The organism is Maledivibacter halophilus (genome assembly GCF_900167445.1).
Classification (GTDB): domain Bacteria; phylum Bacillota; class Clostridia; order Peptostreptococcales; family Caminicellaceae; genus Maledivibacter; species Maledivibacter halophilus.
The window spans coordinates 1-14,449 of record NZ_FUZT01000032.1 but is presented as its reverse complement, the minus strand read 5'-3'; the positions used below and the strand labels follow the sequence as shown (position 1 = coordinate 14,449).

Sequence of the window (14,449 nt, the reverse complement as noted above, 5' to 3'; positions counted from 1 at the left end):
AAACATCCAGAAAAAATGGTCTCAACCTATTAGGCAATGGAATGAATGTATATCTCAAGTAGGAATATATTTTAGTGAAAGATTAAAAGAAGAGTTGTCTATATAATCTATAATACTCAAAAATATAGGGGTAACTTGACAGTCACCCCTGTTGCCCTCCGGGCTATTTATGCATAAACAATTAATAATTATTCACATGTGAATTTTTAATAAATCATCCATTTACACAAAATAATTTATATTCTCTATAAAATCTCCTTTCTTTGCCACAATTGTCGGATACTTAAGCTTTTTTCGATTGTTTAAATAGTAAATTACTATAATATAAAATACGAGATTTCATTTAAAAGCACATCTTTCTCATCATTTGACCTCAACGATAATATTGTTAAAAACATTTTTAAAAAGTAATTAGTCTTGCTTCTTAATATTTTAAGCCACTAAATTCTGTATGCCCTTAAATACTTTGCACAACCTAAATTAATACTCAATTTACTGACATAAGTATATATTCTAACAGATTTAGCAAGTTAGTAAACTCTTAGGCTAATTTTTTATGCAACAAATTTAATATTCTTAAATCCTAATACACACTCTTTAGTTTCAAATATTCTTAACATTAAAGTCTATTAAGTTTCTTAAAGATTTTTTGACCCATGCTTTAATAATATTACCTTAATTCTATAGCATCTTCCAGCATTTCTCAACTAATACTTCTATAATTTTACAAATATAATGATTGTTCTAATTATTTATTGATTAGAACAATCAAGTTGACATGTTCCCACATATAAAAAAGCCATTGAATGTCATCTATAGACTCAATGGCTTAAACTATTGGGATTACTAAATTTTATTGCTTTTCTAACTTCACGATTACCTCACAATGCATAGTATGGGGAAACATATCCACAGGCTGTATTTCTACAGTCTCATAACCTAATTCATCTAATATTTTCAAATCCCTAGCAAGAGTACTTGGTTTACAAGATACATATACTACCCTTTTAGGTTCCATTTTAGCTATAGTTTCCAATACTGTCTTTTCACAACCCTTTCTAGGAGGATCAACAACTACTACATCAGCTTTTAATCCTTTTTTATATAGCTTTGGTACAACTTTCTCCGCCTTTCCAACGAAAAACTCAGCATTGTCTATATTATTCAATTTTGCATTTTCATTGGCATCCTTTATTGCTTCTTCAATTACTTCTATGCCATAAACCTTTTTTGCTCTTTGAGCTAAAAACAATGAAATGGTTCCTATGCCACAGTATATATCAAATACTGTTTCATTACCTGTAAGATTGGCATACTCCATTGCTTTATCATAAAGCACTTTTGTTTGAAATGGATTTACCTGAAAAAAAGATAAAGGTGAAATTTCAAATTTGAGATCTCCTATGTAATCAACTATTTTGTCGCTTCCATATAATGTTTTGCACTGATTTCCCAATATAACATTTGTTTTTTTTGTATTTATATTTTGTACTATGCTTTTTATTTGAGGGATTTCACTAATTAATCTATCTACTAGTTCATTTTTAAACTTAATATTTTTACCATTAGTTATTATCACTATCATTAAATCTCCTGTGGCATATGAAACTCTGGTAAGTACATGTCTTATTAAACCTCTTCCGCTCTTTTCATCATAAGCTGATATTTTCTTTTCATCAATAAACTTTTTGAAAATATTTAATACTTTATCATTTATATCATGTTGTATTTTACAATTCTTTATATTTACAATTTTATGGGTTCCTTTTCTGTAGAAGCCTATTATGGAACATCCTTTTTCCATTGAAATAGGAAATTGAGCTTTATTTCTATATTTATAAGGTTCATCCATACCTAATACATCGTGGACTAACACATTTTCAAGCTTACCTATCCTTTCAACAGCCGATTTTACTATATTTTTTTTAAGCTGTAATTGATAAGGATAGTCTATATGCTGTATTTGACATCCTCCACATTTATGTACTACATCACAAATTGGTTTAATTCTATAGGGAGAAGGTTTTTCTATTTTAATGATTTTCCCTATAGCATAAGTTTTCTTAGCCTTAGTTATTTCAATTAACAATTTATCCTCTGGTACTGCTCCCTCTACAAAAACAGTAAACCCTTGAATTTTCCCTATCCCTTCTCCACTATTACCAATATCTACTACCTTAAGTTCATATTTTTTTCCCTTTTCTACGGGTTTATTTATCATAATATGCCTCCTTACTAATTCTTTACTTCTATAAATATTAATACTGCATAATATTAGAAATTTCTTTAAAAATGATTTATAATATATACATAAGCCTTGTCTAGAGTGTAATAATGTGCTGCGAAGTGTAAAAACCTTTTTTTAATTCTTATTATCTGTTTTTTAGCATCTATTATGCCAGCAAATCCTTCTCAGTTTCAATTTCAACAAAACTTTTTAGGAAATTTCATTTTACATAAGTCATATAATGAAATAGAAGCTATAAGCAGTAGCTTCAAAACAAATCTCAAGGAATCTTCACTCTATAATCCAACTAATATAGAGTTTACCATGATAGGAGAATTAGATAAAGAGGCTTTTATTTTAGAAGAAAACCATGATATGGTATTAGAAGTTTTTAACAACGTCAGCCTCTATGAAATTTTAGCAAGAACGAAAGGATGTTTCATATGTCTTTTTTGACTCCTTTCTCTACTATTGTTTTTCCACCCCTAGTATTCTACTTAATTGTCGTATGCTTGTATCTGTTTCATTATATATTTTTCTAATTATTTTATTTCTTTTATAGACATTTTATTAATATTATCAATCTCATATTCTTTATGAATTATTTCTTTTAATGTATTATCATTATATCTTTTTGTTGGCTTATATTCTAGACATTGATCATTATTATCAGCATTCATATAATTAACAAAATCTTTAAAGGTTTTAGAATAATCCTTAAATTGTAATATTATTATTTTTTTGTCATATATTCTTCTTGTAATATAACTGTCATGATGTTAGGATAAAAACATGGACATATTAGGGAAAAAATAAGTAAATCTAGCCTATCCTCGACAACTTTGCTATGAAATTCATATCCCATCACAATTGGATATAGCAAAAAAGAATCGGCTTTGGGAGTTTTATCTACAGCACAGAGCCAATATGAATGCAATAAATATTGCATTCTAAAATCGACCGTCAAATACCAAAGTCTACTTATTTACGTGTCCAAATATCAAAATACATGATTTGATATTTTTCAGAATTAACAAGGAGATTTTGAAAAGTAATTTCACTTTATACTAAGGGCACAAACTTAGTACAACTTACAGTCTAAATAGAGTGAAAATTTTGAATCTCATTGTTAAATGATTTGCAATCTTAAAAAATCTAAAGGAGGAATTTATTTGAAAAGAAAAATTTTATTTACTATTATGATTGCTATGCTTATTTTGATTTTAATTAGTTGTACTGCTAAAGACAATGAAACAAAGGAAACTGTTAATGTCAAAAATGAATTTATGTCTTTAAGAGAAAGTTATAAAAGTCAATTAACAAAAAAAACTTCTGCACCTCAAAAGTATAAAGAGTTACCTGTACTTGATAATGCTTCTTTAATTACATATGAATCAGGTGATTTATCACTTAAGGCTTTAATTTCTAATAATGTTGATGAAAATAAAAAGCATCCTGCGATTGTTTTTGTTCATGGAGGATTTGCATTTGATATAGGATACTGGGAGATTGCAAAACCGTATATAGATTCAGGTTTTATTGTTATGACTCCAATGCTTAGAGGTGAAAATGGAAATCAAGGAAACTATGAACTAATTTATGGTGAAGTTGATGATGTTATAGCAGCAGGTAAATATTTAAAAGAGTTATCCTATGTTGATCCAGACAATATTTTCCTCGTAGGGCATAGCTCTGGAGGAGCTATATCTATGCTAGCTTCTATGATGCCTTCTGACTATAAAGCCATTTCATCATTTGGAGGAGCTCCATTAGATCTACAGGCAGAACTAAATGCTAATAAGCAACTTGAGCAAATTATTCCTTTTGACACAAGCATTTCTACTGAATTTGATCTAAGAACTCCAATTAAATATCCTCACTGTGTAAGTAAACCATTATATATGTTTGTTGAATCTGAAAGCCATATACCAGGAATTCAAGATTTAACAAAGTCATTCTCAGAAAAAATAAAAGAAAATGGAATGGAAAGTGAATATTATGTAATACAAGGAAATCATGTTAGTGCTCTTGATGAATCAGTTAAAAAAAGTATTGAAATTTTTAAAAACAAAATAGAAAAGTAACTTGCTATAATTATCAATAAAAGAAGGTGATTTCAACAGCTTCTTTTATTGTACTTATTTTAATATCATCCTCAGTTTCATATTTTTTCCCTTTTCTACAGGTATATTTGTCATAATATGCCTCTTTACTAATTCTTTACTTCTATAAATATTAATTCATATACTGACTACATAATATTAGAAATTTCTTTGAAAATGATTTATAATATATACATAAGCCTTGTCTAGGAGTGTGATAATGTGCTGCGAACTGTAAAAAACCTTTTTTTGATTCTTAGTATCTGTTTTTTAGCATCTATTATGCCAGTAAATCCTTCTCAGTTTCAATTCCAACAAAACTTTTTAGGAAATTTCACTTTAAATAAGCCATATAACGAAATAGAAGCTATAAGCAGTAGCTACAAAACAAATCTCAATGAATCTTCACTCTATAATCCAACTAATATAGAGTTTACCATGATAGGAAAATTAGATAAAGGAGCTTTTATTTTAGGAGAAAACCATGATATGATATTAGAAGTATTTAACAATGGACAATTCGTGAGAAAATATGTCAATACTGAATTTGTAACGGGCTTAATTAATGTAGACAATGAAGACAATCAATTGAAATACTCCTTTGACATTTCCCAAGAAAATTTAGAGCTGGACAATGGAATTTATACTTTGAAAATTTATTCAACAGGAGAAGCCTTTAAAAGCATCAGCCCTTATGAAATTTCAGCAAACTACTTAGGAAATTTCACCTACATACCTGCAAAAAATGATGTTGAAGATGGCCATATGTATTTAACTTTATATTTTCCAGATAAAAACTATGAACATTTAGTACCCGTTAGTCGCAAGCTTCCCTATACTAATAAAACCATTAGGACAAGTATTGATAATTTGCTTCTAGGTCCAAATTCTTCTTTGGGCTTAAGTAGCGGTTCACCTATACCAGATATTCCAAGGGTATGGGTTAGAAATAAAATTGCATATCTTAACTTACCTAATGACATAGGAAAGTACGGTCAAACTTCAGCTCAAGCTATATTCGCCGTAGATACTTTTGTCAGTACTTTAACTAATCTAAACGGAGTAGATAAAATTAAATTTTTACAAAATGGTAGAACTCCATCATCAGAACTATTCCATGGGCTAAATATTGAAGAGAGTTTTGAAAAAAACAAATCTCCTAAAGCTTATTTAGGGCTTCAAACAAATACAGAAAGACTCTTGCTTGCTCCAGTTGAAATAAGCAGTAAAAGTATAGAAATGAATGACTTAGTGCCTAAAATCTTTAATTCTCTAAAAACTAGTATAGTAAATGATATTCATTACAAAAACTTAATTACAACAATTCCTGAAGATTTAGAACTCTTAAATTTTGATTACAGCGATGGTCTATTAACTTTAAATTTTAATACCAAGCTTCTCAATATTTCTGATGATAAAAAAAATGTCAGGCATTTATTATTAGATAGTATACTATACTCATTTACTAGTATACCTAATGTAAATAAAATATCAATAAAGGTTAATAGCAATTCATTGGATTCCTTTGGTGGGACAAATGTATCCGAACCCTTAGCTCCCCCAAAATTCATAAATCCTGAAAATTAGAAAGTGACAAAAAATTTGGCGCCCTTAAAGGCGCCATTAATATATTAGAATCAGTTACACACCGTAAAGAATAACCAACTAAAAATCATATACTATTTATAGTTGGTCACTCATAAAACTGGAAGCTTAAACTGCTCTTCTTTAGATTATAATACATATTTTATATATTTATACATTAAATTTTTAAAAATTAACTTATTTTTAAAAATTTTTTAAAGAAACTTATAAAATTGAAATAATTGCATATGCAAAAATAATTAGGATATTTCCTCACTTATTAGTCATAAGCCTGTGCTTTACAAAGCTTTTTTTAAAATCTCCCATACTTTTTTATTAACTTTTTTTAATCTTACAGGTTTAAGCTCTTTATTAACAAAACCATGGGTAGTTTCACCCTTTGCTAAAACTATATTATCTTCCTTCCTGATAATATCATAATCAAAAACAATCCTAGCTCCTTTTAAAGTATTAATTTTAGTTCTAATAATAATTTCATCATAGTATTTTGCAGGTTTAATGTACTTACAAGAACTTTCTGTAACTGGTAATATAATTTCCTCTTCCTCTAGTTGCTTATATGTATACCCTAGTGAATTGAAAAATTCAGAGCGGCCTACCTCAAACCATGTATAGTAGTTTCCATGATAAACTATTCCCATTTGGTCTGTTTCACCATATCGCACTCTAATAATTGCATCATTTGTATACATATGAATCCCTCCTGCTTATATAAATAAAACCTGCATTATTTAAAGTACCCTCGCTTTACCACTATACACCAAACCTCTTATGGAGTCAACCGTTATCATCTGTTTATCTGTTAGTAATTTAGTGGCATTTTCAGCCCCAACTATGACAGGTTTTCCTAAACTTAGTCCTACTATGGCAGCATGTGATGACAGTCCCCCCTCTTCAACAATAATTGCTGAAGCTTTATCCATATATTTTACCATATCTTTGTCTGTAGCGATAGTTACTAATACATCGCCTTCTTGAAATTTTTCTTCAAGTTCTGATATTGTTCTAACATTACATACTTTTCCTGCTGCAGCATTTTTTCCTACTCCCATTCCCTTAATTAGAATTTCTCCTACAATATGTACTTTAATTAAATTAGTTGCCCCTGATATTCCAACTGGAACTCCTGCAGTAATGACTACAAGATCTCCATTTTTTATATATCCATATTCCTTCGCCTTATTAATTGACAATTCAAAAATCTCATCGGTAGAATCTACATCCTTTATTAGTACAGGTTTAACTCCCCAAACTAATACTAGTCTCCTCAATATCTCAGATCGCGTCGTGGCTGCAATTATTGGTGCTTTAGGTCTAAATTTAGATACCATTCTTGCAGTAAATCCTGAAGAAGTTGCACTTATAATTGCTGAAGCCCCTAAATCGTGAGCTGTATTACATGTTGCATGACTAACTGCATATGTAACACTTGTTTCTTTATCTGACATTCTCTTGTGTAAGATTTCTTCATAATCTAAGGAGTCCTCAGTTCTCTTTGCAATATTAGCCATGGTCCTAACAGCTTCAATAGGATATTTACCTGCTGCTGTTTCACCCGATAGCATTATTGCGTCAGTTCCATCAAATATAGCATTTGCAACATCTGTCACTTCAGCTCTAGTTGGTCTAGGATTTCTCATCATAGAATCCAGCATTTGAGTTGCAGTAATAACTGGTTTACCTACTTTATTACATTTTCCTATCATTTCCTTTTGTGCTATAGGTACCATTTCAGTAGGTATTTCAACTCCTAAATCACCTCTAGCCACCATGATACCATCTGAAACTTCTATAATTTCATCTATATTATCAAGACCCTCTTGATTTTCGATTTTAGATATTATTTGTATATGATAGGCATTATTTTCTTCCAATACTCTTCTTATTGCATGTACATCCTCTGCTTTACGTATAAATGAAGCAGCTATAAAATCAATTCTATTTTCAATTCCAAACTCTATATCACTTATATCTTTCTCTGTTATTGCAGGAAGATTGATTTTTACTCCTGGAACATTTATACCTTTCTTATCTTTAACTATTCCGCCATTATTAACTCTACATTTAATATTCTTATTATCCACTATATCAGTTACTTCTAATTCGATTAATCCATCATCAATTAGTATCTTATCTCCTTTTTTTACATCTTTAGGTAAATTATCATATGTAATACTACATTTATTATTATCTCCTTTAATATTTTCAGTAGTCAATACAAAATCTTGGCCTTCTTTTAATTCAGCCAACCCGTCTTTAAAGTCTCTGGTTCTTATCTCAGGCCCTTTAGTATCTAATAAAATTGCAACAGGAATACCTAATTCTTCTCTAACCTCTTTTATCATTTTAATTCTTTCAAAATGCTCTTCATGATTTCCATGGGAAAAATTTAGTCTTGCAACATTTAGGCCATTTTTAACAAGTTCTGTAAATACTGCTTTAGATTGACTAGTAGGTCCAATTGTACATACTATCTTGGTTTTCCTCATATTCTCACCTCTCATATTATTATTTCCTTTCTAAATGGATAATATTTTAGTAAGTTCATACATATCTTTGTCAATTGCTTTATTTGCCTTAAGAGCTTCATCAATATCAAGATTAACTATCTTATTCTCCTTCAGTCCAATTGCTCTTCCTTTTTCTCCCTTTAAGAGAAGGTTTATACTTTCAGATCCCAATCTACTAGCAAGTATCCTGTCTTGGGCAGTAGGTGTCCCTCCTCTTTGGAGGTGTCCCATTATAGTTACACGAGTCTCGATACTTGTTTTTCTATTTATCTCATCAGCAATATCATAGGGTTTACCTACTCCTTCTGCAACTATTATTATACTGTGGAGCTTACCTCTATTTCTACCACTAATAAGTTTCTTACATATTTCTTCCATGCTAAATTTAATTTCCGGTATTATTATACTTTCTGCTCCCCCAGCAAGTCCCGAATATAAAGCAATATCTCCACAATGCCTTCCCATAACCTCAACTATATTAGCTCTGCCATGGGAAGATGATGTATCTCTTAAATTACCTATAGCATTTACTACTGTATTAATGGCTGTATCAAACCCAATCGTATAATCCGTATACCCTAAATCATTATCAATAGTTCCAGGTATTCCTATAGTTGAAATACCACTTTCACTTAATTTTTTTGCTCCTTTAAAAGAACCATCCCCACCAATTACAACTAACCCATCAATTCCAAATATTTTTAAAACATCTAAGGCTTTTTGGAATCCTTTTTCATTTATAAACTCTTTACTTCTTGCAGACCTGAGTATAGTTCCTCCCCTATGTATTATATCACCTACTGAAGAAAGATTCATTTCTTCAATATCGCCTTCTAAAAGGCCTTGATATCCCCTTTTAATACCTACAACTTTCAAGCCTTTAAAAATTGCTGTTCTTACTACAGATCTAATTGCTGCATTCATCCCCGGTGCATCTCCTCCACTTGTCAGTACACCTATTTTTTTCATAAAATCACTCCTTATAAGCATTCATTACTATCTATAGAGATAATAAAAATTATATCCTAATTTTGCTTTTTTAGTTCTATAGTGAAATAAATTAAGTTTTGAGATTGTTTTCATTATATGTGTACAAAATGCAAAGTAGGAGTGCATAAAAATTTTATTTCTCTATTTTTAACGCACCTTCCACTTTGCTCTTTGTACATGAGATAACAAATCATTCTCAAGGTTAATTACCATTTCGATATTACTAATTGACCTGTTTCTAGTCTAGTAATTATCATTTATAACACTATGGGCTTCTTCTGCTTCTGCTTCAGGTACTGATAACTCAAATATAACATCTTCATTTTTTCCAACTTGTTTGATCTTTACTAAAAAGCCTTCTGAGCTTAGTTTTTCTTTTACTTTCTGAGCATCATCTTCTTGGTATGTAATATGTATTACAGTCCACATATAGCTCTTCCCTTCTTAAACCTCATTTTGTCTTATATTTTAAATCATTTTGAATTAAATTTCAATAGATCAACTTTTATAATTCAAAGAGCCAGAGTATTAATGCTAATTTCTGTAGTGCTATTTTATTTTTTTCATATAATAAAGTATACAAATATTATATATATGAGGAGGCATATTATTGAAAAAAATTATTAAAAAAATGTTACTTGATCGTGGAGTTAAAATTGAAGATATTGCCAATCTAGTTTATTTTCTTCAATCCGCATACTGTGAATTATCAATTGATGAATGTATTAATTGTGTTAACAAAGTTTTAGAGAAAAGGGAGGTTCAACATGCCATTTTAACTGGCATAGCCTTGGATAAACTAGCTGAACAGGATAAAATAGAAGAACCTCTATTAAGTATACTAAAAAGAGACGCGCCCCTGTACGGTATAGATGAAATATTAGCTCTCAGTATAACTAATATATACGGGTCAATTGGTCTAACCAATTTTGGATATTTAGATAAAGAAAAAATAGGTATATTAAAAGAGCTTAATATCAAAGGTTCTAGTGTTCACACCTTCTTAGATGATTTAGTTGCAGGAATTGCTGCAGCTGCTTCTGCTAAAATAGCTCACTCTAAAGATAACCAGGATTAAAGTCAATTAATTACTATCAAAATAGTATTAACAAATCCTTATGGAATTATCACCTAGTACCTCTTTTAATTCTTTTATTATACTTTTATCAATTTGTATCCATAAATCCTTGTTAGCTAATAGTTTTCTTTTTTCAGATTCTATATATAGGTATACAGGGGTTTTTCCTCTTTTTCTTCTTAATATTTCTTTTATTTTATTCATTATATCATTATTTCTATTTTTCAATCTTAAATATATTTTTTTAGGCTTTTCGGGTTTTGAATTATTTGTGCTTAAAATCATATTGACATTTTCTTCAGTTAAAGAAATTATATTTTCAGCTATTATTTTAGGATCTTCATCTTCCTTAAAATTTATTTTCCCTACTACTATTATAATACTATCCTCAAATAACAACTCCATGCACCTATCATATACAGCTGGAAAAACAATGACTTCTAAGCTTCCGAACATATCTTCCAAGGTAATAAATGCCATTAAATTATTATTCTTTGTTGTCTTATCTTGCTTTTTTATTACTATACCAGGAATTATAACTCTTTGACCATCCCTTAGCATTTGCTTACTATCGCTGTCTCCCATCTCTTTTAAATCATTTGAATTTACACTTGAAATTTTGTTTATTAAATCTTCATATTCTGAAAGAGGATGTCCACTTAAATATATACCTAGCATTTCCTTTTCAAAGCTTAGTAAATATTTATGAGGAAATTCTTTTACATCTGGAAGAATGTCGTTTTTTATTGCATCGGGCAAAGTATCCTCATAGGTATTGAAAAGAGATACTTGTCCCTCGATATTTCTTCTTCGATCCTGCTGCACCCCTTCAATTATCCTTTCATATGAAGCTAAAAGACCTGCTCTAGTAACATCTAATTCATCAAATACTCCTGACTTTATCATACTTTCAACAGCACGCTTATTTAATTCTCTGGTTTCAACTCTTTCACAAAAATCAACAAAGCTGGTAAACTTTCTTTTTTTCCTTTCTCTAACTATTGAATTTATAATTCCCATTCCTACATTTTTTATAGCAACCATTCCAAATCTGATTTTATCTCCATTAACTGTAAATTTTGCATAGCTTTCATTTATACTTGGAGGAAGTATATCTATATTCATCCTCTTACAGTCATTTATATATTGGGCAACTTTAGACGCATTACCCATTACACTAGTCATAAGTGCTGCCATAAATTCAACAGGATAATAGCATTTAAGATAAGCTGTTTGATAGGCTAAAACTGCATAGCTTGCAGCATGGCTCTTATTAAATGCATATTTGGCAAAATCTATCATATCATCAAATATTATATTTGCTTTTTTTTCGTCGACACCATTTCTTACACATCCAGCTATCTCTATGTTGCCTTCTTCATCTACTTTTCCATTTATAAAGTATTGCCTTTCTTTTTCCATTACATCCATCTTCTTTTTACTCATAGCTCTTCTTACAAGGTCACTTCTACCATAGCTATAACCCCCTAATTCTCTAACAACCTGCATAACCTGCTCTTGATACACTAGGCAGCCATAGGTAACCTTTAATATAGACTCTAATTTGGGATGTAAATAAGCTATTTCACCTGGATTATTCTTATTTTTTATATATTTAGGAATTGATTCCATTGGCCCTGGTCTAAAAAGAGATATTCCTGCAATTATATCCTCAAGACATTGAGGTTTCAGCTCCTTTATAAATTGACGCATACCAGAGCTTTCCAACTGAAATATCCCTAGTGTTTTACCACTGCTTATTAGCTTATAAACCTCTGGATCATCAAAGGGAATTTTCTCTAAGTCAATGTTAATGCCTCTATTATACTTTATAAGCTTAATGGCATCTTTTATTACTGTTAGATTCCTAAGACCAAGGAAATCCATCTTCAATAGTCCCAGCTCTTCTAATAATGTCATATTAAATTGGGTAGTTATATTATTATCATGTAGATACAAAGGCACATATTCATCAACAGCTTTTTTTGATATAACGACACCGGCAGCATGGGTTGAAGCATGGCGAGGCATACCTTCTAAGGACATGGCCACATCAATTAAGTATTTTGCATTATCATCTCTTTGATAAATCTCTTTAAATTTAGGATTAAACTCCATAGCCTTTTCAATAGTAATTCCCAGCTGGTTGGGTATTTGTTTAGCTATTTTATCCACTTCTGCATAGGACATATTTATAGCCCTTCCCACATCTCTTATAGCTCCTCTGGCTGCCATTGTACCGAAAGTAATTATTTGGGCAACCTTTTCCTTTCCATATTTCTCAATAACATAATCAATTACTTCCTGGCGTCTTTCATCTTCGAAGTCAATATCAATATCCGGCATTGTTACTCTTTCAGGATTTAGAAACCTTTCAAATATCAGATTATATTTAATTGGATCTATATCAGTAATATCCAGTGTATAAGCAACAATACTTCCTCCGCAGCTTCCTCTACCGGGACCTACTAATATTCCATTATCTTTAGCATATTTAATAAAATCCCATACAATCAGGAAGTAATCTACATAACCCATTTCCTCTATTGTTTTAAGCTCGTATTCCAATCTCTTTTTTATATCCTCTGTTATTATAGAATATCGTCTCTTAAGTCCTTCATAACAGTGTTTTCTTAGGTATTTATTTGGGCTACAATCATCTGGTACATCAAAACCTGGTAAATGCATCTGATGAAAATCAAAGGTGACATTGCACATATCAGCTATTTTAATTGTATTGTCAATTGCCTCACTAGCATAAGGGAATAAGCTTTTCATTTCGTCATATGATTTTAAATAAAACTCACTACTTGGAAACTTCATACGTTTTTCATCATTTAAGGTTTTTCCCGTTTGAATACATAACAGTATATCATGAGCAGTATGATCCTCTTTATTTAAATAGTGTACATCATTTGTGGCCACTAAAGGTATTTTTGTTTCTTTACTAAGCTTTAAAATATTTCTATTTAATTTTTTTTGTTCCTGAAGTCCATGATCCTGTATTTCCAGATAAAAATTATCCTTTCCAAAAATATTATTTAATCTTAATGCCAATTTTTTTGCACCATTATAGTCTCCATCTAAAATTTTTCTATTAATATCACCTGCAAGACATGCACTAAGACAAATTATATCTTCATTGTATTTTTCCAATACCTCAATATCTATTCTAGGCTTATAATAAAAGCCATCTATATATCCCTTTGAAACTATCTTGATTAAATTATTATATCCCTTATTGCTTTTAGCAAGCAAAACTAGGTGTCCCATATTTTTATCTTTCACAGGATCCTTTTGAAAACGGCCTCGTGGAGCTGTATAAACCTCACATCCAATTATAGGCTTTACCCCATATTTTTTTGCTTCCTTATAAAAATCTATCACGCCAAACATTGATCCATGGTCAGTGATCGCCACAGAGTCCATTCCCAATTCCCTAATCTTTTCAAACAACTTGGAAATCCTAGTATATCCATCTAGCAAGCTATACTCACTATGAAGATGAAGATGTACAAACTTATCCGTCATATGTCTTCACCCTTTCTAAGTATCTAATTCATTTTTTCCTATATTTATTATACTATTTATATAAGAAATAATCTAATAATTTGGCTATATCGAGTAGCTAGAAAATAGGATAATTAATCCTATTTTCTTTGCTCTCACAGAACCGGACTTACGTTTGCCGTATCCGGCTCCTGAAATTTCTCGTAAACTAATAATAGTTCGACAACAATCCAACTTCGTATTTTGTTAAATCAATGAGTCCAAGTTCTTCAAACAGTTTGTTGGGAAGTAGCATGTGTATGATGTGAACATTTGAATTTTTCCACTTTGTAACTGCCATCTTCTCCCCACTGCCTTTGATTCCTTGTTTTCTCATTTCTTTATGCATTGCCTTATATGTTTTCCATTGCTTCATCTTTATCATTCT

The 14,449-nt window shown here is 30.4% G+C and carries 11 protein-coding genes and 1 pseudogene; 4 read left to right on the top strand and 8 right to left on the bottom strand.

Annotation, left to right across the window (positions count from 1 at the left end; all coding sequences use genetic code 11):
* Positions 1-853 precede the first annotated feature (853 nt).
* Positions 854-2,221, bottom strand: coding sequence for a 23S rRNA (uracil(1939)-C(5))-methyltransferase RlmD (gene rlmD / locus B5X81_RS26845; RefSeq protein WP_079496086.1), 1,368 nt, complete (start codon positions 2,219-2,221; stop codon positions 854-856).
* A 174-nt stretch (positions 2,222-2,395) separates the two neighbouring features.
* Between rlmD and B5X81_RS28000 the strand changes: the two genes are divergently transcribed.
* Positions 2,396-2,683 (top strand): hypothetical protein, encoded by a 288-nt coding sequence (locus tag B5X81_RS28000; protein ID WP_079496085.1) that lies wholly within the window; start codon positions 2,396-2,398, stop codon positions 2,681-2,683.
* Positions 2,684-2,769: 86 nt separating this feature from the next.
* On the opposite strand, the gene B5X81_RS27995 is transcribed toward B5X81_RS28000, so the two are convergent.
* On the bottom strand, positions 2,770-2,907 hold the full coding sequence (locus tag B5X81_RS27995) for a hypothetical protein (RefSeq protein ID WP_208985145.1): 138 nt from the start codon (positions 2,905-2,907) through the stop codon (positions 2,770-2,772).
* 492 nt (positions 2,908-3,399) lie between these two features.
* Between B5X81_RS27995 and B5X81_RS26835 the strand changes: the two genes are divergently transcribed.
* Positions 3,400-4,311: an alpha/beta hydrolase family protein gene (locus B5X81_RS26835; RefSeq protein WP_170917629.1), complete on the top strand. Its 912-nt coding sequence runs from the start codon at positions 3,400-3,402 to the stop codon at positions 4,309-4,311.
* A gap of 240 nt (positions 4,312-4,551) precedes the next feature.
* Positions 4,552-5,916: a GerMN domain-containing protein gene (locus tag B5X81_RS26830; protein ID WP_079496083.1), complete on the top strand. Its 1,365-nt coding sequence runs from the start codon at positions 4,552-4,554 to the stop codon at positions 5,914-5,916.
* A 296-nt stretch (positions 5,917-6,212) separates the two neighbouring features.
* On the opposite strand, the gene B5X81_RS26825 is transcribed toward B5X81_RS26830, so the two are convergent.
* From B5X81_RS26825 to B5X81_RS26810, 4 genes are all read right to left on the bottom strand, one after another.
* Entirely contained in the window at positions 6,213-6,626 is a 414-nt protein-coding gene (locus B5X81_RS26825) for an acyl-CoA thioesterase (protein WP_079496082.1), read from the bottom strand.
* A 39-nt stretch (positions 6,627-6,665) separates the two neighbouring features.
* Positions 6,666-8,423: a pyruvate kinase gene (gene pyk / locus B5X81_RS26820; protein ID WP_079496087.1), complete on the bottom strand. Its 1,758-nt coding sequence runs from the start codon at positions 8,421-8,423 to the stop codon at positions 6,666-6,668.
* Positions 8,424-8,453: 30 nt separating this feature from the next.
* On the bottom strand, positions 8,454-9,413 hold the full coding sequence (gene pfkA, locus B5X81_RS26815) for a 6-phosphofructokinase (protein ID WP_079496081.1): 960 nt from the start codon (positions 9,411-9,413) through the stop codon (positions 8,454-8,456).
* Between the two features lie 264 nt (positions 9,414-9,677).
* Positions 9,678-9,863 carry a hypothetical protein gene (locus tag B5X81_RS26810; RefSeq protein WP_079496080.1) on the bottom strand — a complete coding sequence of 62 codons (186 nt, stop codon included), beginning with the start codon at positions 9,861-9,863 and terminating at the stop codon, positions 9,678-9,680.
* A 181-nt stretch (positions 9,864-10,044) separates the two neighbouring features.
* On the opposite strand from B5X81_RS26810, the gene B5X81_RS26805 reads away from it, so the two are divergent.
* On the top strand, positions 10,045-10,512 hold the full coding sequence (locus B5X81_RS26805) for a phosphatidylglycerophosphatase A family protein (RefSeq protein ID WP_079496079.1): 468 nt from the start codon (positions 10,045-10,047) through the stop codon (positions 10,510-10,512).
* A gap of 27 nt (positions 10,513-10,539) precedes the next feature.
* Here the strand turns inward: B5X81_RS26805 and B5X81_RS26800 are convergent, their stop codons facing one another.
* Positions 10,540-14,043, bottom strand: a complete 3,504-nt coding sequence (locus B5X81_RS26800; protein WP_079496078.1) for a DNA polymerase III subunit alpha — start codon at positions 14,041-14,043, stop codon at positions 10,540-10,542.
* A 187-nt stretch (positions 14,044-14,230) separates the two neighbouring features.
* Positions 14,231-14,449, bottom strand: a pseudogene (locus B5X81_RS26795) (group II intron reverse transcriptase/maturase); the annotation flags it as partial.